The organism is Agathobaculum sp. TL06, from assembly GCF_054658635.1.
Genome location: NZ_BAAGGY010000034.1, coordinates 1 through 17,856, shown reverse-complemented (window position 1 = coordinate 17,856; position 17,856 = coordinate 1). Strand labels below are relative to the sequence as shown.

The window sequence follows — 17,856 nt, the reverse complement described above, 5'->3', positions numbered from 1 at the left end:
GAGTATATATCAAAAGTTGGCGAGAATCTAATCAATGGTAACCCATTGGCTAAACAAGCTTATAATGAGGTATCTAATTCTATTATTAAAAATGTAACACCTGGATATAACATCTTCGTTCTCAACAATATTAAAAAGAATTGTAATGGTGTTGTTCCTGTTAAAGAAAGATGCTATCGAATTTTAGAAGAGGATTACGGCTGGTATAGAGAAAAACCACTGTCGTATTTCCATGACGATGTACAAAAAGGCGGACCAATTGATGTTTACAAAGAATTCTACCAAAAGAATGATGTATTTTGTGCTGGTCTTGAATTTGAAACAGGAAACATTTCATCTGCTCATCGATCTATGAATAAGCTTTGTATTGGAATAGCCAAGGGAGAAATAGCGATTGGTTTTTTGATGATGCCAATAAAAGCGATGGCTTTTTATTTGACAGACAGAGTATCAAATTATGAGGAATTAGAGCCATATTTTTTACTTCTCGATAATACCCCATTTGTTATTTTCGGGTTTGATGCTGATGAGTACGACCCTAATGCACCTTTACTTCCTAAAGGCAAAGATGGTATGTCACCGCGTACCATTCGTAAATGGCAAGATAGATAAATTTTACGAAAGCAAAAAGTAGTAAAGGAGGATATATCTCTTGTGTACTTAATCCAGTATGGTATGTTACGCATTTAAAAGATAAAAAGCCTTTATTTATACAGTTTCCTAAGTACGTTCAAATAAGGTAAGTTTTTGCATTCATATTCTTAAAATGGCGTTCCTACTGTGTGATAGGAAGAAAAAAGACGGGTGAAAAGTGATTTCTTTTCACCCGTCTTTTTTCTTCACCCCTGTATGGCAGCTACCCTATTTCAGTTTGTCGGTTAATACTGTTTTATGAGTAGCTACCTTTTCGCAGACAGTTCCACTTTGGGCAGTTGTTATCCATAGCGTTGGTATTCAGTCATATGACACGCATGGACATAAAAAACGGGTCCTGCTTGGTAAGCAGACCCGTTTTTCAAAGCCGGATATTCAATTTATATTGTGCCGGCAGTAAACTGCTGCCCATTCTTTCTTTCCGGATGCCAGTATCGGGACATTGTCAGCACCCATGTTAATAAAGGTTTGGGTCAAGATTGTTAGCTTTAGCAGTTTCAATCACGCTGCAGATCACAGCACTACCTTGCGCACCGTGGGGTGTGTTTGCAAACAGGAAGTTCTTCCTGGCAATCACGAATGGCTTTATGCTGCGTTCTGCAAGGTTGTTGCTCAACTCAAAGCGCCCGTCTTCCAGAACGCGGATCAGATACGGACATTGCTTTTCCAGATAGTACAATGCCTTGTCCAGTGCAGACTTAGGGGCGGCCTTATTCGCAGAAGCCCATGACAACAAAGCATCCATCACCGGTTCGGACCGTTCCAGACGCTGCGTATATCGTTCTTCCTGCGGCAAGCCCTGTAATTCTTTCTCTATTGTGAATAGTTTGCTGCAATACGCCTGCCCCTGCAATGCAGTGGAGCCACTTTGTTCCTGCTTCGGCAGGGATTTCACCGCTTAGTCAAACTTGCGGCGCAGGTGTGCCCAGCATCCCACAACCCGGATATTATCCGGCAGGCTGTGGTAGCTCGAATATCCGTCTGTATGCAGCCAACCGAAAAAGCCATTCAAAAAGTTCGCTGCATTGCCGGCTTTACGATCCGGGCGGAATTCGTAGAGCACCATAGGATGCCTGGCGCAGCTGCCCGTCCGGTAAAGCCACATATAGCTCTTGGACTGGGATGTCTTCCCGGGTTCCTTCAGCACCTAGAGCGTGGTTTCATCCGCATATTGGACTTTCTCCTGTACAAGCCTGTGGTGCATTTACACGAGTCCACCCTGCATAAACTGAAGGAATGATCCGAACGGCTTGCAATCGGCAAGGAGAATGATGATTACCTGCACCGTCTCGCGAACGTCGCACAAAATGTTGCCATTGCTGCGCGCGAGGTATGCAGAAGCCCGCGAAAAAAATCTCCTGTGCAGCAGGAAATCTTTTTCGCGGGCATGGGTGGGAGAAAGTATGGCACAGAGCAAACATACATCCTGCCGGGCCAGTATACACGGACAGTACAAGGAGGTAGTCCCCCTTCTTCATCCGGCTAAATGAATCAATGACAGCGTATTTGTGTGTAAGCCAGCGCATACGTTACCCATCTTTCTCATTTTTTCAGCCACGCTTCAAACGCTTCGAGAGAGATTTCCCCATTCTGGCACGCATCCCTGTGCTTTTTCGCCTCCGCCGTCCAGGCATTGAATTCCTCCCGCGTCATCGTGCCGTAGCGGATGCGGGCGTTGTGGGTCTTGTAGGCGCGGTTATAGGCGCGGGTGATCGGGTTTCCAAGCAGCTTTTTCTGGTAGACACGCGCAGCTCCGACATCCCGGCAGGTCTTGCCCTTTTCATATTCACGGGAACAGTACTCTGTCCGGTCGCCGTCCGTTGCGGCAAACAGCTTGCCGCACAGCTGACAACGCTTGAAGCGAATCGCACGACGCAGATAGGTGGATTTGAGAAAAACGTACAGTTCCTGTACGGATTTGGGATAGCAGACTTCTGCCATTACCATCTGCTGCTCTGTGCTGTAAAGATACTCCGGATCCGTGTTCTCGGCCGGGGAGATCCAGCCGTTAAAGGCCGCACGTGTGCGGGCTGGAAGCAATTCCGTACGAACAGAGGGCAAGCGCATTGGCGTGCGTTTCCAGATCTCCCAATACCGGCGGTAAATATCCTCCGTTTCCGGGCTCAGGCAATCGAACAGAAGCGTGTGCGCATCTGCCCTGACTTTGTCCAGCTCATCGCGGAAATCGGTGACAATCGAAGGATCAATATTGTAGAAGCTTTTGAGCAGCAACGGCGCAAGCTGCATCACCAGCAGATAGAGAAAAGGATTATGCACATGCTGAAAACTGAACAGGATCTCGTTCCATTCTCCCATGTTTTCCTCTCCTACCTGTTCCCTTCTTTTCAGATATTCGTAAGTTTCCTGTAAAAGGGCTTCATCCTCTTCCTGCCAGTCCTCCAGTAATTGGATCATGCTTTCTCCGTAAGAAAAGGTGTGCCGGTACTGCATGTGTACTGCATTGTCAAAGAACTCAATAACCTCCTGCTTCGTCGTAACATACACGCGAAGATGGCACTCAGACGGAATAATCTGCTTCACAGAAAATCATGCACCTCCATATGGAAATATGAATTTGTAAAATAATTATAAACCTATTGACAAATCTTTTCAAGATGCTATTATAGTTCCATAGAGCTATATTTCTATAATAGACTAAACATTCTGATTTGTCAACTGCAAAGGGGGGATGGATATGAAACGGATGGCATATGAGGACTACCCTGATGTGCTGAATGCCGAGCAGCTTGCTGCGATGATGGGCATCTCGCGCGCGGGCGCGTACCAGCTGATGAACCGAGCGGACTTTCCTACGCTCTGTATCGGCAAACGAAAACTGGCACCCAAGGACAAGGTTCTTGCATGGATCGACCGCCAGACCGAGAACTGACATATTCGTAAGGTTTTCGGAAATCGGAACTTTTTCGGCCGTTTCAGGCATACGGTACTTTTGCAAACCTAAGCGGTAATTTCGTGGAAAGTGCACCTTTTCCTCAAAAAATGTAAACCGCCAAAAAGGTGCACTTTGGGAATTATTCGAAGATTGGGCGGTAATTGCAAAACCGTAATGAATCAGTCTGATCAGGTGTTCCAAATCCTTGGAGAAGTAACAGGATTCCGGCGTTTGCAAACACGCGCGGTTCCTCTTTACCGGTCCGTTTGCTGTACAACCGGGGCGGTACTGTTCCAATGAATCACAAACAAAAACACAAGAAAGGAGGAGAGGCAAATGACCGATCCCACAAGGGCGACATACGAGTCCGCCCTGCATAAACTGAATGAATTATCCGAACGGCTTGCAATCGGCAGGGAGAATGATGATTACCTGCACCGTCTCGCGAACGCCGCACAGGATGTTGCCATTGCTGCACGCGAGGTATATGCAGAAGCCCGCGAAAAAGATCTCCTGTGCAGCAGGAAATCTTTTTCGCGGGCATGGGTGGGGGAAAGTATGGCACGGAGCAAACATGCCTCCCTGCCGGACGGGTACTCACTGGAAGTAAGGGAAGATGGTTCGGTGGTGATCCAGCTTCCGCTGCGGCTGTCCAAGCGAAGCCATGACAGTACATTTGTGTGCGAACCACTGGATACCTTGCTGGCCTGCCATGCATCCGCACTGCCCCGGTTCCGGGAGTGCACGGTGGAATTTCTCCATTGCTATTCCGCGTCGCATCATCCCGCTGATGTGCGCGACCATGATAATCTGGAGACACGCACCGTGCTCAATGTTATCGAACGTTATCTGCTCACCAGCGACAGCGGCATATACTGCTCCAACATCCAGACAAGCTGCTGGGGAACGAAAGACCAGACGGTGATCCTGATCCGGCCCGGCAAGATCCCGGTCTGTGAGGAGGCAGGAGATCATGCGGATTTTTAGAAACAGTACGGCAGAATATCTGCTGCTTATCAGCACGGCATACGGACAACTGCCATATCGTGTGCTGACCTTCCTGCCCCTACCATACGAAAATGTGAAGGACGCATTCCAGAAGCTATGCCGCGCCGGCTACCTCGAAATCGTCAAAGCGCCGGGACATAAAAGCTTTTTCATTACGGACGCAGGCTATGCTGCGTACTGCGAAGCCATACGGAAAAGCACAAAGCCGCAGTACTGGGATGAAATTCCGAACAAGCCGGAATTTACCCGAAATGCCCAGAAAGCCATACGGCTCAGCCGCATCAACGAAGCACAGATGTTTTTCTTCTTCCTCGGTCAAACATCATACCAGACTTCACTGGAGATCAAGCGCGAGATGGAGAAAAAAGACGCCCGCAGCTCGGACAGCCTGAAATATTCCCGTTTCGTCGGCAAGATCAAGCGCGGCAAGCAGGTATCGCTGATCTACCATTTCGGCAACGGCAACCAGCGGCTTAACTCGAACGGCGAGTGCAATGCGTCGGTCTGGCTGCGCGAGGAGGATACGATCCCTTGTGAAAAGATCATCCTGACCGAGACGGAGAAAGGACTCGTGGACATTCTGGAATACTCCCTGTGGGCGCTGAACAAAAGCAGCGATGCACTCCGGCACATGCAGCTCAACTACTACATCTCATACGATGACAACGCAGTGCTGCTGCCGCTGTCAAGGGACGCCGGATACTTCGCACAGGCATTCGGCCGCGAGGACTGGCCGCAGATGGTGCGGTATCTGGAGGATGGGGCACGCCCTGCGGATGGCATATTCCTGTCTACGCTCGATGGCAGGTGGATGGATGTGCTGGTGTATCTGTCAAAAGAGCACGACCCGGATGTTTCGGTACATCTGACGATATGGGATTTTCAGCTGCCAATCCTAACAGAACTGCACAGGCGCGGACTGCTCCCGGAGGGTGTCCCATGCGATGGCTACCATATCAGCGATTACTGCAACGGGATACAGCCTGATCTTGTGTGACCGTCAAGGCCACCTGCATATTCGCAGATCTTATCCCAACCAGACAGGCAGATAAATCGTCTGCCAGATGCAGCAAGCCGCTACTCACCCAACATGGAATATGTTATACTGTTTATGGCAACGGAATCCATGTGCCACGGAAAGGAGGACATTGTGGCACAAACAAAAAAGAGCCGCAGTGCTGCGGGCAATGGAAATATACGAAAACGAAAAGACGGCACTTGGGAAGGTCGATATACCGTAGGCACAGATCCAAAAACAGGCAAACAGCTCCGCCGCTCCATTTACGGGAAAACGCAGAAAGAAGTACGGGAACGGCTTCGGCAGATAACAAGTGATGTCGATACCGGTGAATATGTTGCGCCGTGTGCAATGAAGTTTTCCGAATGGCTGGATATCTGGCTGGAGGAGTATCTGACCGGACGCTCGCCGCTTACGGTCAGTTCCTACCGAGACAGTTGTAAAAATCACATCAAGCCTTTTCTGGGGCGATACCGCTTGGATGCAATCACACCGGTGCTGGTGCAGAAATTTGTCAATAAGATGCTTGCACAAGGGCTGGCGGCTAAAACAGTCAAGAAAATCCACGGCGTCCTGCACCGCGCTTTGCAGCAAGCTGTGCTGATCGGCTACCTGCGTACCAATCCTGCCGACGTTTGTAATCTGCCTAAGGCACGGCGTGCTCCGGTAAAGCCACTGAGCGATGAACAGATCGCAGCACTGATGAATGCGCTTGATCGGTCTGGGCATCCCTATGCAGACCTGTATATTGTGACGCTGTTTACCGGCATGCGGCAGGGTGAGGTGCTCGGCTTGGGCTGGGAAGATGTCGATTTCCGTTCGGGTACCATTCTGGTACACCGGCAGCTGCGCCGTCTGAAAGAACGCGGTGCCGGATACGACTATGCTGAGCCCAAAGATCACGCCAGCCGTGTAATCAAACCGGCACCATCTGTGATGACACTGCTCAAGCGGCATCGCATCCATCAGTCGGAATTACAGCTTGCTGCAGGGCCTGCATGGTCCAATCCCATGAATCTGGTCTTTACCAACGAGTTTGGTGGACATCTGGTTCACGGCACGGTATACCGGCAGTTTAAGCGGATCATTGCAGAACTTGGATTTCCTGATTTCCGTTTCCATGACCTTCGTCATACTTATGCAGTCGTCTCCCTGGAAAACGGCGATGATATCAAGACGGTTCAGGAGAACCTTGGCCATGCGACAGCCGCATTTACCCTTGACGTATATGGCCATGTAAACGAACGAATGCGTAAGGAGAGCTCAGACCGCATGGAGAAATTCATCCATCAGGTGTCTACCCTGTGACATCCTCTTAGGGGTATGGATAGGGGTGGAGAAAATTATACCCGCCTCAGAAGTTTTGATTGGTTTGATAAAAAAGAAAAATCGCACTTTTTCATCTCGAAAAAGTGCGAAATTCTGGCGGAGACGGAGAGATTTGAACTCTCGCGCCGGTTTCCCGACCTACTCCCTTAGCAGGGGAGCCCCTTCACCAGCTTGGGTACGTCTCCATGTCAAGTTTGCAGCTTCCGCCATCAGGTATTTGGCGGAGCGGGTGGGATTCGAACCCACGCGCCCTTTCGGACAAACGGTTTTCAAGACCGCCTCGTTATGACCACTTCGATACCGCTCCGTAGCTTTGCCCGATAAGCATGATTGATTATACTACATCCATCGGTAAATGTCAATGCTTTTCTCGGCAGAAGCACAGTCTTCCCACGCTTCTGCCGAAAATCCGTCAGCCGTCCAGTCGTTCCTGCCATTCTGAGGGCTTGAAACCGGGCAGGGCAAAATCCGCCCCGATCAGCAGCGGCCGCTTGACCAGCATGCCGTCGGTCGCCAGCAGGGCGAACTGCTCGTCCTCACTCATGGCCGGCAGCTTGTCTTTCAGGCCCAACGCCTTATACTGCAGGCCGCTTGTATTGAAAAAGCGCTTGAGCGGCAGCCCGCTCATCGCGTGCCACTGGCGCAGCTCCTGCTCGGTCGGGTTTTCCTGCTTGATATCACGGAACTGATATTCCACTCCCTTTTCCTCCAGCCACTTCTGCGCCTTCTGGCAGGTGGTGCATTTGGGATAACATACAAACAGCATTCAGGCTACCTCCTTTTCCATTTCCTGCCGTCCGGCGGTCAATACGGAAAGCTCCGCCAGCAGCAGCAGCGCCGCAGCCACGGACAGGCCGCCGCGCAGCACCATTTTTGCAGGCCAGGCCACGCCATGCACTCCCATCAGCCAAGACAGGCCATAGCCCGCCGCATCCGATACCGCCATCGTGACCGCAATCGCGCCAAAGAACGCCAGCATGGCCGGACGCGGTTTCCCGTACAGCAGCCGCGCCAAATGGTAAAACGCCAGCACCAGCAGGATATCGCCCACCAGTCCAAAGCCGAACGACGGGAGCTTGGGGTCCACGCAGGTCATGCGGTAATTGACGAGCAAATGCAGGCAGCTCCACAACAGAGGAACCAGCGTCAACAATGCGGAATGGGACGTCATTTCCACGCCCTGCGCTTTCGCCAGGCCAATGCTGCAAATGCCGGCGAGCACGGTTATGCCCGCGTAGGCAAGCTCCAAGGCCTGCGCCCAGCCGGCCGCATCCTCCTCCACCGTGGTCATCGTGAGATAAAGGTATCCCACGCCGCCCAAAACCAGCAGCAGGCCGGAGATGACCGCCATCATCCGGAAGCCCACGCCCTGCGTACCCAGCAGCTGCTCGAACGGCGTTTTCCGCTCCGCGCGGAGCGGCGCCGCCATGGCCGCATAAGCGGCCGCGCACAGCAGGAAAAAAACAGCGCAGTACCAGACCCATGTGTTGCCGGTCACCGGCAGGCCGTTCCTGCTATCAAAACCGTTCAAAAAATGGAGCGCGCGCGCCACAACGCCGGGTACGCACAACACCACCGCAAGAACGGGCAGAAATTTGGATCGCTTCATTCCATTTCCTCCAGTTTGAACTTTGACATACGCAATAAGTATACCACAATACGGCGGCGTCAGCAAGAAAAGCTGAAAAAACTCCCTTCATGACAGACGGACCTGCAAAAACGAACAGGTCCGTCCGGTTTCCGTATCCGGTCAGTAGTGCTCTGTATTGGGCAGCATTTCCGCCTCTTTGCCCGAAAGCTCGGTATTCGCCGGCGTCTGCCGCCGCATGCCGACCTTGAGCAGAATCGGCGTAATCAGCGTGGTCACAATAACGACCAGCACGATCGGTGGGAACATGTTTGCGTCGATCAGCCCCGCCTGCGCGCCTTTCTGCGCCACGATCAGTGCGACCTCGCCGCGCGACACCATACCCAGCCCGATCGAAACCGCGTCATAGGTCTGGAAGCCCATCATGCGCGCCCCCAGGCCGCAGCCGATGATCTTGCTCAGGATTGCGATCAGCGTCAGGACGACCGCGAACACCACCAGCCGTCCGGTCAGCCCGCCCAGCTCGGTCTTGATACCGATGGAGGCGAAAAACAGCGGCGAGAACATCATATAGCTCAGCACATTGAGCTTACTGGCCGCGTATGCGCGCGTATTGCTGATATTGCACAGGATCAATCCCGCAAAATATGCGCCCGTGATATCCGCGATGCCGAAAAAGCGCTCGGCCACAAAGCTGAGCAGGAAGCAGAACACCAGCGCATAAATGGCCAGCCGTCGGTGATGCCCCCACAGCTTATCCATTTTAATAAACGCCTTGTGCATGACAATGCCGATCAGGCAGAGGAACACGAAAAACGCCGCGATCCGCACAAACACCATCAACGGCTGGACGGTCGGGTCGGTAAAGCCCGTCAGCACGGTCAGCACGATGATGCCGAGGATATCATCGATCACCGCCGCGCCCAGGATGGCCGTACCCACCTTGCTTTTGAGCTTGCCCAGCTCCCGCAGCGTCTCCACCGTGATGGAGACCGAGGTCGCTGTCAGCACCACGCCGGTGAACGCCGCTTTCATCATGTTCTGGGTATCCGCGGGATCATTTTCCAGCAGCAGGTAACAGGCGACGCCGCCGATGAACGGCACAATCACACCGACCAGCGCGATCACAAAGGAGGCCAGACCCGTGGATTTCAGCTCCTCCAGCTCGGTATCCAGACCGGCGCTGAACATCAGGATGATTACGCCGATCTCCGCGGTCTTAATCAGGAAATCGTTCTCCCCCACCAGCCCCAGGCAGCTTGGCCCCAAAATCACACCCGCGACCAGTGCGCCCACCACCTGCGGCATATGGACGCGCTCCGACGTCAGGCCGAATATTTTTGTAAAAAGCAGGATGATTGCAATGGTCAGAAGGAAATCATAGGACATAACGCCCCACCCCTCTCAGTCTAAAAAAATCATATATCTTTCATTATAGCGTTTTTTTCAATTACATCCAGAGTCCCTGTCAAAAAAACAACAAAATAATCACCAAAAAAGCTTCTGCATTTTTGTGCAGAAGCTCCTTTTCACTTTTCCACCTTGGGCGCACGGTCATGGATATCCTTGATCCTGTGCAGGCCGTCCTGTATCGTCTGATAAATGCTGTCCAAGTCCTCCGGCGTAACGTTGCGCTCCAGGAACAGCAGCTCCACCGCATGGGAAAACAGAACCATCGCATTGGTCGTATCGAGAAATTTCGGGAAGTTATGGGAATTCTGGGCGTTGCGGAACTTCTGGATATCCTTCCGGATGAACTCCACAACCTCCTGCGCGCTCGTGAAATCGCCGTGCGAAATCGGATAGGGCGTCACGCGCTGCAGAAAATAGCGGTTGCGCTTGGTCACGTTAAACACATAGGTGACGCACAATTCCTCCGAAAGCTCAAATTTGGCAATATAGAGGATGCCATTCCTGATCTCCTTGATGGAGGACGCGCCGAGCTGGCGCAGGCTGGCATTGATGATATCGCCGGAAAAACTGCTTGTAATCATAAGATCTCCCTCTTTCTCGATCTGTTAATGGAAACGAACCAGCAGGAACGCGGTTGAAATAACGACCGACAGCAGCATCAGCGGGAAGCCAACCTTCAGATAGCTTGCGAACGTGATCGGGTGGCCGTGCTTTGCCGAAATGCCCGAAAGGACAACATTAGCCGACGCGCCGATCAGCGTGCCGTTGCCGCCGAGGCAGGCGCCCAGCGACAGCGCCCACCAGAGCGCCGTTACATCCATGCCTTCCGCCTGCATGGAGAGGATCAGCGGGATCATTGTCGCGACAAAGGGGATATTATCCAGGAACGACGAAAACAACGCTGACCCCCACAAAATCAGGAGCATCAGCAGTATCGCGTTGCCGCCGGTCACAGTGACCAGTGCGTTGCCGAGCGCCGTAATCACACCGGTCTGGACCATGCCGCCGACGACAACGAACAGCCCCGTAAAGAACAGGATGGTGGACCATTCCACGCCCAGCACAATTTCCTCGGTCTCCTGCCGGCCGATCAGCAACAGTATTGTAGCACTTGCCAGCGCGATAATGCAAGAGTCCACGCCCAGGGTGGAATGGAAAACAAAGCCCAGCACCACCAGAACGATCATCACAATGCTTTTAATCATCAGCGGGCGGTCCTTGATCGACTTATTTTCGTCCAGCCGCATGACCGCCGCCATCTTATCCGCTTCCACCGTCATCCGGCGGCCGTACATAAAATAAAAGCAAACACAAACCGCGGCCATGATAAAGAGCACCGCCACGCCGGTATTCATGATGAAATCCGCGAAGCTCAGGCCGGCCTGCGAGCCGATCATGATGTTCGGCGGGTCGCCGATCAGGGTCGCCGTACCGCCGATGTTGGACGCCAATATCTGCGTCAGCAGAAACGGCACCGGATTCAGCCCCAGGATGCCGGTGATCGCAATGGTCATCGGGCCGACCAGCAGCACGGTCGTCACGTTGTCCAGGAACGCGGACAGCACGGCGGTCAGTACCGTAAACAGCAGCATGATCCGCCAGGGATTTCCCTTTGCGATTTTTGCCGCCTTGATCGCCACATATTCAAACAGGCCGGAGTTTCGCACCACCGCAACGAACAGCATCATGCCGATCAGCACGCCGATGGTGTTAAAATCAATATAGCCGACCGCGTCGTCCACCGTAAGTACATGCAGGCACACAAGCAGGACGCCGCCCGCCACCGCCGCCACCGTGCGGTGGATTTTTTCCGTCACGATCGCAGCCATGACCGCCAGAAAAACAACGACAGAAAGGATCTGCATAGTGTCCATTTTCTTACCCCCTTCTTATGCGTCGGTTGTCTTTCCCAGCGCACAGCTCTCAATTTTTATTACGACATATTATAGCGCTGTTTTTCTCCATTTTGCAATGTGTATTTTCCCCTGAATTGCTCGGAATTCGTGTGAAAGTTTGGTCATTTAGTGACAAAGCATACCCCATTTCTTTACGCTTTTTTAACATATCGCCCTTTCGTCCGGTGAAGCGCCCGCGTCTTCCGGCACGCGGCGTCCCCCCTCAGCGCAGACAAGAAAAGACCCCGCTCCATTCGGAGCGGGGTCTTACTTTCGCTTTTAAGTAAGTTAAAAAAACTTAGCCCTGCGAAATCGCGCCTACCGGGCAGGAACCTGCGCAGGAACCGCAATCGATGCAAGCGTCCGCGTTGATCTCGTACTTGCCGTCGCCTTCAGCAATAGCGCCTACCGGACACTCGCCCGCGCAAGAGCCACAGCTAATGCATGCGCCACTGATAACATATGCCATTGGTATTGCACCTCCAAAAGTATTTTACACACTTATTGTAACACAAGATAAGAAAAAATCAACAAAAACAGGTGGTTAGCTATCGGTAACTTTTCACACATATATATAAAAGGCGCAATTATCCAAAAAAGTTAGAAAAAATTTGTTTCAACGAGAAATCCTGAGAAAACCTATTATTTTCCCGTTCTGCTTCTCCACAAAGGTCAAATTTGGTCAGAAAAAATCCTTGCTTTTTCATCGGGCATCTTCTATAATGAAATCAAAGGTCAGGAAAGGTCAAACAAGAACCCCCGACTTAAGGAGTGACCACCATGAAAATGTCAGATATCATCGCCGACTTTATCGGAGAGATGCTGTCGGAGGGCGGCGGCGTGGCGGAGGTGCAGCGCAAAAGCCTGGCAGACCGGTTTTCCTGCGTCCCCAGCCAGATCAATTATGTGATCGAAACGCGCTTCACGCCAGAGCACGGCTACCTGGTCGAAAGCCAGCGCGGCGGCGGCGGCTATATCCGCATCGTCCGCCTGCTGGACGATAAGCAGCGCACACTGCTGGAGGCCGCGCGCGGCATCGGCGGCCGGCTGACGCAGAACGACGCGGCCCGCCTGACGCGGGCGCTGGTTTCCGCCGAGCTGCTCACCCAGCGCGAGGGACAGCTTCTGCTCTCCGCCTGTTCGGACGGCGCACTCGCGGAGGTCGAAAAATCCGACCGCGACCGGCTGCGCGCCGCGATCTTCCGATGCGCCGTGATGGGCGTTGCAACCATCTGAATCCCGTAAAAAAATCCACGATACACCATCCTCTTTGAAAGGAGAAACGACTTATGAAATGCGAAAAATGCGGCAAGAATGAAGCGACCATGTATTATAAGGAAACCATCAACGGCGTCACGCGCGAGATGCACCTGTGTCCGGAATGCGCACAGAAGGAAAACCTTGGCGGCGCGTTTGAAAACGCATTCCAGTCCATGAACCATTTCTGGAGCGACCCGTTCCATTCCTTCCTCGGCGGCGGCTTCGGCAGCCTGTGGAACGATATGCTTGGCGCGGCGGCGCCCGCCTCCACCCTGCTCGGCACCGAGCGCAAATGCCCGACCTGCGGCATGACCGAAAGCGAGCTGCGGCAGACCGGCCGCGTGGGTTGTCCGGATTGCTACAGCACGTTCGCGGATATCCTGAACCCGTATGTGCGCAAGCTCCACGGCGCGGACCGCCATATCGGCGCGGCGCCGGCCGCACCGGAGCAGCCGCAGGCCGATCCGGTCGAAGCCCTGCGCGCGCAGCTCAAGGCGGCGGTGGAAAGCGAGGATTATGAGCAGGCCGCGCGCCTGCGCGACGAGATCCGCAGAATGGAGGGCGAGCAGAAATGAGCCTGTTTGCATTACACGGCGGCTTCACCGGCCTGGCCGCCTCCAGCCGCGTCAGGCTGGCGCGCAACCTCAAGGGGTACCCGTTCCGGCTGACGCCGGCGCAGCACAGCGAGATCGCGGACAAGGTGTTTTCCGCGCTGCGCGGCAACCCCACCATTGGGCCGGAATTCGAAAAAAAGCAGATCATCCCCCGCTCGACCGAAGCGTCCCAGCTCGTCGAAGAGCATCTGATCTCCCCCGAGCTGGCGCAAAACGGCGGATGGCTGATCGTCTCCCGTGATGGCGGCGTGTCCATCATGGTCGGGGAGGAAGACCATCTCCGCTTGCAGGTCATCGGCACGGGCCTGTGTCCCAAGGAGTGCCTGGAAACCGCCAACCGCATCGCGGCGCTGATCGAAGCCGACCTGCCCTTCGCCTATGACGAGCGGCTGGGCTACCTGACCGCCTGCCCGACCAATGTCGGCACCGGCCTGCGCGCCTCCATCATGCTGCATCTGCCCATGCTGACCGCCACCGGCGGCATCAACCAGTTGGCCGGCTATGCCGGCAGCCGCGGGTGCGCGGTGCGCGGCGCCTACGGCGAAGGCTCTAAGGCGGTCGGCGGGTTTTATCAGATTTCCAACCAGGTCACGCTGGGCGCTTCCGCGGCCGAGCTGACCGATAAGCTGGTCGAGACCGCGACCGCGATCATCGACGCGGAAAAGAAGGCGCGCGAACAGGTGCGCAGCCAGAACGAAGCCGCGCTGCGGGACCGCGTCTGCCGCGCCGCCGGCACGCTGCGTTCGGCTTACCTGATCGATACAGGCGAAGCCATCCAGTGTATTTCGGACGTGCTGGTCGGCCTGCAGATGGGTCTGCTGTCCGGCGTGGAGCCGCAGGCACTTTACGGGCTGGAACAGCGCATCCGGCCGGCCATGCTGACCGGCGCGCCGCAGGAGCGCGACCAGAAGCGCGCCGCCCTGCTGCGTGAGACCGCGCAAAGCCTGCGCTTCGCGTGAACTTTCCTTATTCACTTTCCATTTCCCACCCCCTGAAAGGAGTGTTGACTTATGTTTTATCAAAACCGTTTCACCGAACGCGCCCAGAAGGCCCTGACGCTGGCGCAGGAAGCCGCCGGCTCCTTCGGCCACAGTTATATCGGCTCGGAGCATCTGCTGCTCGGCCTGCTGCGTGAGGGCGGCGGCCCTGCCGCCAAAGCGCTTGCCGCGGCGGGCGTAACCGAGGAGGCACTGGTGAAGCAGATCGAGGACCTGTCCGGCCGCGGCGCGCCCGACAGCGCCGCGCCGCAGGGCATGACCCCGCGCACCAAGCGCATCATCGAGCTGTCGCTGCAGTCCGCGGGCCAGATGGGGACCAATTACGTCGGCACCGAGCACCTGCTGCTCGGCATCCTGCGCGAAGGGCAGAACGTGGCGTTGACCGCGCTGGCCAACCTCAAGGTCACGCCGCAGGCGCTGGCGGAAAAGCTGAGCGAGACGCTCGGCGGCGCACAGCAGGGCGGCTTTGCGGAAGCGGGCGCGGCCGGCGGCGCTTCGGATAAGGACGCGCTTGCCCAGTTCGGCCGCGACCTGACCGCCGCCGCCAGGGAGGGCAAGCTCGATCCGGTCATCGGCCGCGCCAAGGAAATCCAGCGCGTCATCCAGATTCTGTCCCGCCGCACCAAAAATAATCCGGCGCTGATCGGCGATCCGGGCGTTGGCAAGACCGCCGTTGTCGAGGGCCTCGCGCAGAAGATCATAGCGGGCGACGTGCCGGAAACGCTCAAAAACAAGCGCGTGATCTCGCTCGACCTGACCGGCATGATCGCCGGCACCAAGTACCGCGGCGAGTTTGAGGAGCGCATCAAAAAGGTTATCGAGGAACTGACCGCCAAGAAGGACACCATCCTGTTTGTCGATGAGATGCACATGCTGATGGGCGCAGGCGCCGCCGAGGGCGCAGCGGACGCGGCAAACATCCTCAAGCCCGCGCTGTCCCGCGGCGAGGTGCAGGTCATCGGCGCGACCACGCTGGATGAGTACCGTAAAAACATCGAAAAGGACGCCGCGCTCGAGCGCCGCTTCCAGCCCGTGCAGATCGACGAGCCGACGCCGGAGGACGCGGTCGAGATTCTCAAGGGACTGCGCGACCGGTATGAAGCGCACCACCGCATCAAGATACCGGACGAGGCGATCGATGCCGCGGTTAAGCTGTCCGTGCGCTATGTGACCGGCCGCTATCTGCCGGACAAGGCGATCGACGTGATCGACGAGGCCTGCTCGCGTGTGCGCCTGTCCACGCTGACCGCGCCGCCCGACCTGAAGGCGCTGGAGGACGAAATCGCCGCCGTCGCCGCGAAAAAGGAGGAGGCTGTCAAGAGCCAGGACTTCGAAAACGCCGCCAAGCTGCGTGATGAGGAAAAGCAAAAGCGCGAAGCGCTCGAAGTACGCAAAAAGGAATGGTCCGAACAGCAGACCAAAACGCACGGCGCGGTCACGGCGGATGATATCGCCGCTGTGATCTCCGGCTGGACGGGCGTCCCCGTCGCCCAGCTTACGGAGGACGAGGGCCAGCGCCTGCTGCACCTGGAGGACACGCTGCACCAGCGCGTGATCGGCCAGGACGAGGCCGTTACCGCGGTCGCAAAGGCCATCCGGCGCAGCCGTGTCGGTCTGCGCGACCCCAAGCGCCCGATCGGCTCGTTCCTGTTCCTCGGCCCGACCGGCGTCGGCAAGACCGAGCTTTCCAAGGCGCTGGCCGAAGCCATGTTCGGCGACGAAAACGCCATGATCCGCATTGATATGTCCGAATATATGGAAAAACATGCGGTTTCCCGCATGATCGGCTCGCCTCCGGGCTATGTGGGCTACGACGAGGGCGGTCAGCTCTCGGAGAAGGTGCGCCGCCACCCGTACTCGGTCGTGCTGTTCGACGAGATCGAGAAGGCTCATCCGGATGTGTTCAATATCCTGCTGCAGATCCTGGAGGATGGCGTATTGACGGACGGCCAGGGCCGGCACATTGACTTTAAGAATACCATCATCATCATGACGTCGAACATCGGCGCGCAGAAAATCACGGGCCATACCCGCAAGTCGCTCGGTTTTGCCGCGGGCGGCGCGAGCGATGCCGAACGCACCTTCGAGCAGATCAGGGAGGATGTGCTCGGCGAGCTGAAGAACGCGGTCCGTCCGGAATTCCTCAACCGTATCGACGACATCATCGTGTTCAATCGCCTGACCGAAGAGGAGATCGCCCAGATTGCGGACGGTATGCTGCGGCAGGTCGCCGAACGCATGCAGGATATGCAGATCGTCATGAACTGGACCGACGCCGCGAAAAAGCATCTTGCCAAGGCTGGCTTCGATCCGGTATATGGCGCGCGTCCGCTGCGCCGCGCGGTCACAAACGAGGTGGAGGATCTCGTTGCCGAGCAGTCCCTTGAGGGCCGCATCAAGGCAGGCGACCATGTAACGCTGGATGTCGCGGATGGCAAGCTGATGCTGGCGCAGCAGGCTCCTGCCGAATCAAAGTCCGGCGAGAGCGCAAAGGACGAATAACCCCTGACTAAAAAATCCCGATCCATATGGATCGGGATTTTTTGCGTAAAGACTGCCCTGCGCACCGCTATTGCTGTCTCATCAGCGTTTTTCTACCAAAATCAGCACGATGTTTAACACCCCAAACACAAGCAGGCCGAGAATAACCGATACGCTTCCCATCAAACGATGTCCCCTTCTCTTTGCGCCCATTATATAACATTTTGTTTTATATGTCAATATAACAATTCGTTTTGCGTACACTTGAATAGAGCCATTTCTTCTGAAAGAGGACCGACTATGTACGCACGAATCAGAAATTTACGCGAGGACGCCGACCTGCTGCAAAGGGATATTGCGCAACTATTAAACTGCACACAGGTTTGCTACTCCAACTATGAGATGGGGAAACGCGATATCCCCACCGACGTTCTCATTAAGCTGGCGAATTTTTATCATACCAGCGTGGACTATCTGCTCGGAGAAACCGATGTGCGTACGCCCTACCCCAAAAATCATAAATAAGCCGTAAAAAAGCCCCTGTCCATTGGACAGGGGCTTTCGCTTACGCTCTGTTTTTTTACTTAGAAGCCTTAGCAGCCTTAATCGCGTCGATCATCATGGGAACAACCTTGAACAAGTCGCCGCAGATGCCGTAGTCGGCAACGTCAAAGATCGGCGCGCCATCCGCCTTGTTCACCGCGA

Annotated in this window: 17 protein-coding genes, 2 tRNA genes and 2 pseudogenes; 10 read left to right on the top strand and 11 right to left on the bottom strand. The window is 54.9% G+C overall.

Annotated elements, in window-relative coordinates:
* Window positions 1–612 (top strand): PDDEXK family nuclease (locus ACYQ3S_RS14795; protein WP_459690082.1); only part of this gene is annotated, 612 nt, incomplete at its 5' end.
* Between the two features lie 499 nt (window positions 613–1,111).
* Here the strand turns inward: ACYQ3S_RS14795 and tnpC are convergent.
* A pseudogene (tnpC, locus tag ACYQ3S_RS14790) lies at window positions 1,112–1,801 on the bottom strand (IS66 family transposase).
* A 395-nt stretch (window positions 1,802–2,196) separates the two neighbouring features.
* Window positions 2,197–3,195 (bottom strand): DUF6076 domain-containing protein, encoded by a 999-nt coding sequence (locus tag ACYQ3S_RS14785; protein ID WP_459690081.1) that lies wholly within the window; start codon window positions 3,193–3,195, stop codon window positions 2,197–2,199.
* A 154-nt stretch (window positions 3,196–3,349) separates the two neighbouring features.
* Between ACYQ3S_RS14785 and ACYQ3S_RS14780 the strand changes: the two genes are divergently transcribed.
* From ACYQ3S_RS14780 to ACYQ3S_RS14765, 4 genes are all read left to right on the top strand, one after another.
* Window positions 3,350–3,544: a helix-turn-helix transcriptional regulator gene (locus tag ACYQ3S_RS14780; protein WP_459690080.1), complete on the top strand. Its 195-nt coding sequence runs from the start codon at window positions 3,350–3,352 to the stop codon at window positions 3,542–3,544.
* Between the two features lie 339 nt (window positions 3,545–3,883).
* On the top strand, window positions 3,884–4,534 hold the full coding sequence (locus ACYQ3S_RS14775; RefSeq protein ID WP_459690078.1) for a DUF6100 family protein: 651 nt from the start codon (window positions 3,884–3,886) through the stop codon (window positions 4,532–4,534).
* Window positions 4,521–5,552 carry a hypothetical protein gene (locus ACYQ3S_RS14770; protein WP_459690077.1) on the top strand — a complete coding sequence of 344 codons (1,032 nt, stop codon included), beginning with the start codon at window positions 4,521–4,523 and terminating at the stop codon, window positions 5,550–5,552. Before ACYQ3S_RS14775 ends, ACYQ3S_RS14770 begins: the two co-directional genes overlap by 14 nt.
* Window positions 5,553–5,705: 153 nt before the next feature.
* Window positions 5,706–6,881: a tyrosine-type recombinase/integrase gene (locus ACYQ3S_RS14765; protein ID WP_459690075.1), complete on the top strand. Its 1,176-nt coding sequence runs from the start codon at window positions 5,706–5,708 to the stop codon at window positions 6,879–6,881.
* Window positions 6,882–6,996: 115 nt separating this feature from the next.
* Here the strand turns inward: ACYQ3S_RS14765 and ACYQ3S_RS14760 are convergent.
* The 8 genes from ACYQ3S_RS14760 to ACYQ3S_RS14725 form a co-directional block, all read right to left on the bottom strand.
* Window positions 6,997–7,087: transfer RNA gene (locus tag ACYQ3S_RS14760), tRNA-Ser, on the bottom strand.
* 33 nt (window positions 7,088–7,120) lie between these two features.
* Window positions 7,121–7,209: transfer RNA gene (locus tag ACYQ3S_RS14755), tRNA-Ser, on the bottom strand.
* Window positions 7,210–7,314: 105 nt separating this feature from the next.
* A complete protein-coding gene (locus ACYQ3S_RS14750; protein ID WP_459690074.1) occupies window positions 7,315–7,668 on the bottom strand; it encodes an arsenate reductase family protein in 354 nt (117 codons plus the stop codon).
* Window positions 7,669–8,511, bottom strand: coding sequence for a hypothetical protein (locus ACYQ3S_RS14745; protein WP_459690073.1), 843 nt, complete (start codon window positions 8,509–8,511; stop codon window positions 7,669–7,671).
* 141 nt (window positions 8,512–8,652) lie between these two features.
* Window positions 8,653–9,879, bottom strand: coding sequence for a cation:proton antiporter (locus ACYQ3S_RS14740; protein ID WP_459690072.1), 1,227 nt, complete (start codon window positions 9,877–9,879; stop codon window positions 8,653–8,655).
* 140 nt (window positions 9,880–10,019) lie between these two features.
* Window positions 10,020–10,484 carry a hypothetical protein gene (locus ACYQ3S_RS14735; RefSeq protein ID WP_459690071.1) on the bottom strand — a complete coding sequence of 155 codons (465 nt, stop codon included), beginning with the start codon at window positions 10,482–10,484 and terminating at the stop codon, window positions 10,020–10,022.
* 24 nt (window positions 10,485–10,508) lie between these two features.
* Window positions 10,509–11,777: an ArsB/NhaD family transporter gene (locus ACYQ3S_RS14730; protein ID WP_459690070.1), complete on the bottom strand. Its 1,269-nt coding sequence runs from the start codon at window positions 11,775–11,777 to the stop codon at window positions 10,509–10,511.
* A 319-nt stretch (window positions 11,778–12,096) separates the two neighbouring features.
* A complete protein-coding gene (locus tag ACYQ3S_RS14725; RefSeq protein WP_054328336.1) occupies window positions 12,097–12,267 on the bottom strand; it encodes a DUF362 domain-containing protein in 171 nt (56 codons plus the stop codon).
* 311 nt (window positions 12,268–12,578) lie between these two features.
* On the opposite strand from ACYQ3S_RS14725, the gene ACYQ3S_RS14720 reads away from it, so the two are divergent.
* The 5 genes from ACYQ3S_RS14720 (at window position 12,579) to ACYQ3S_RS14700 (ending at window position 17,676) form a co-directional block, all read left to right on the top strand.
* A complete protein-coding gene (locus ACYQ3S_RS14720; protein WP_054328337.1) occupies window positions 12,579–13,034 on the top strand; it encodes a CtsR family transcriptional regulator in 456 nt (151 codons plus the stop codon).
* A gap of 53 nt (window positions 13,035–13,087) precedes the next feature.
* The gene (locus ACYQ3S_RS14715) at window positions 13,088–13,633 is read left to right on the top strand and encodes a UvrB/UvrC motif-containing protein (RefSeq protein WP_459690069.1); all 546 of its coding nucleotides are present in this window, start codon (window positions 13,088–13,090) and stop codon (window positions 13,631–13,633) included.
* On the top strand, window positions 13,630–14,631 hold the full coding sequence (locus ACYQ3S_RS14710) for an ATP--guanido phosphotransferase (protein WP_459690068.1): 1,002 nt from the start codon (window positions 13,630–13,632) through the stop codon (window positions 14,629–14,631). Before ACYQ3S_RS14715 ends, ACYQ3S_RS14710 begins: the two co-directional genes overlap by 4 nt.
* A 51-nt stretch (window positions 14,632–14,682) precedes the next feature.
* Window positions 14,683–17,172, top strand: a complete 2,490-nt coding sequence (locus ACYQ3S_RS14705; RefSeq protein WP_459690067.1) for an ATP-dependent Clp protease ATP-binding subunit — start codon at window positions 14,683–14,685, stop codon at window positions 17,170–17,172.
* 279 nt (window positions 17,173–17,451) lie between these two features.
* Complete coding sequence (locus tag ACYQ3S_RS14700; protein ID WP_459690065.1) at window positions 17,452–17,676, top strand: helix-turn-helix domain-containing protein; 225 nt, start codon at window positions 17,452–17,454, stop codon at window positions 17,674–17,676.
* A gap of 55 nt (window positions 17,677–17,731) precedes the next feature.
* Here ACYQ3S_RS14700 and ACYQ3S_RS14695 read toward each other — a convergent pair.
* Window positions 17,732–17,856 (bottom strand): annotated as a pseudogene (locus ACYQ3S_RS14695) (acryloyl-CoA reductase electron transfer subunit beta); the annotation flags it as partial.

Excerpts from the sequence above, each read along its gene's own strand:
- ACYQ3S_RS14780 (WP_459690080.1), top strand. The coding sequence starts at position 3,350 with ATGAAACGGATGGCATATGAGGACTACCCTGATGTGCTGAATGCCGAG.
- ACYQ3S_RS14775 (WP_459690078.1), top strand. The coding sequence starts at position 3,884 with ATGACCGATCCCACAAGGGCGACATACGAGTCCGCCCTGCATAAACTG.
- ACYQ3S_RS14770 (WP_459690077.1), top strand. The coding sequence starts at position 4,521 with ATGCGGATTTTTAGAAACAGTACGGCAGAATATCTGCTGCTTATCAGC.
- ACYQ3S_RS14750 (WP_459690074.1), bottom strand. The coding sequence starts at position 7,668 with ATGCTGTTTGTATGTTATCCCAAATGCACCACCTGCCAGAAGGCGCAG.
- ACYQ3S_RS14745 (WP_459690073.1), bottom strand. The coding sequence starts at position 8,511 with ATGAAGCGATCCAAATTTCTGCCCGTTCTTGCGGTGGTGTTGTGCGTA.
- ACYQ3S_RS14740 (WP_459690072.1), bottom strand. The coding sequence starts at position 9,879 with ATGTCCTATGATTTCCTTCTGACCATTGCAATCATCCTGCTTTTTACA.
- ACYQ3S_RS14735 (WP_459690071.1), bottom strand. The coding sequence starts at position 10,484 with ATGATTACAAGCAGTTTTTCCGGCGATATCATCAATGCCAGCCTGCGC.
- ACYQ3S_RS14730 (WP_459690070.1), bottom strand. The coding sequence starts at position 11,777 with ATGGACACTATGCAGATCCTTTCTGTCGTTGTTTTTCTGGCGGTCATG.
- ACYQ3S_RS14725 (WP_054328336.1), bottom strand. The coding sequence starts at position 12,267 with ATGGCATATGTTATCAGTGGCGCATGCATTAGCTGTGGCTCTTGCGCG.
- ACYQ3S_RS14720 (WP_054328337.1), top strand. The coding sequence starts at position 12,579 with ATGAAAATGTCAGATATCATCGCCGACTTTATCGGAGAGATGCTGTCG.
- ACYQ3S_RS14715 (WP_459690069.1), top strand. The coding sequence starts at position 13,088 with ATGAAATGCGAAAAATGCGGCAAGAATGAAGCGACCATGTATTATAAG.
- ACYQ3S_RS14710 (WP_459690068.1), top strand. The coding sequence starts at position 13,630 with ATGAGCCTGTTTGCATTACACGGCGGCTTCACCGGCCTGGCCGCCTCC.
- ACYQ3S_RS14705 (WP_459690067.1), top strand. The coding sequence starts at position 14,683 with ATGTTTTATCAAAACCGTTTCACCGAACGCGCCCAGAAGGCCCTGACG.
- ACYQ3S_RS14700 (WP_459690065.1), top strand. The coding sequence starts at position 17,452 with ATGTACGCACGAATCAGAAATTTACGCGAGGACGCCGACCTGCTGCAA.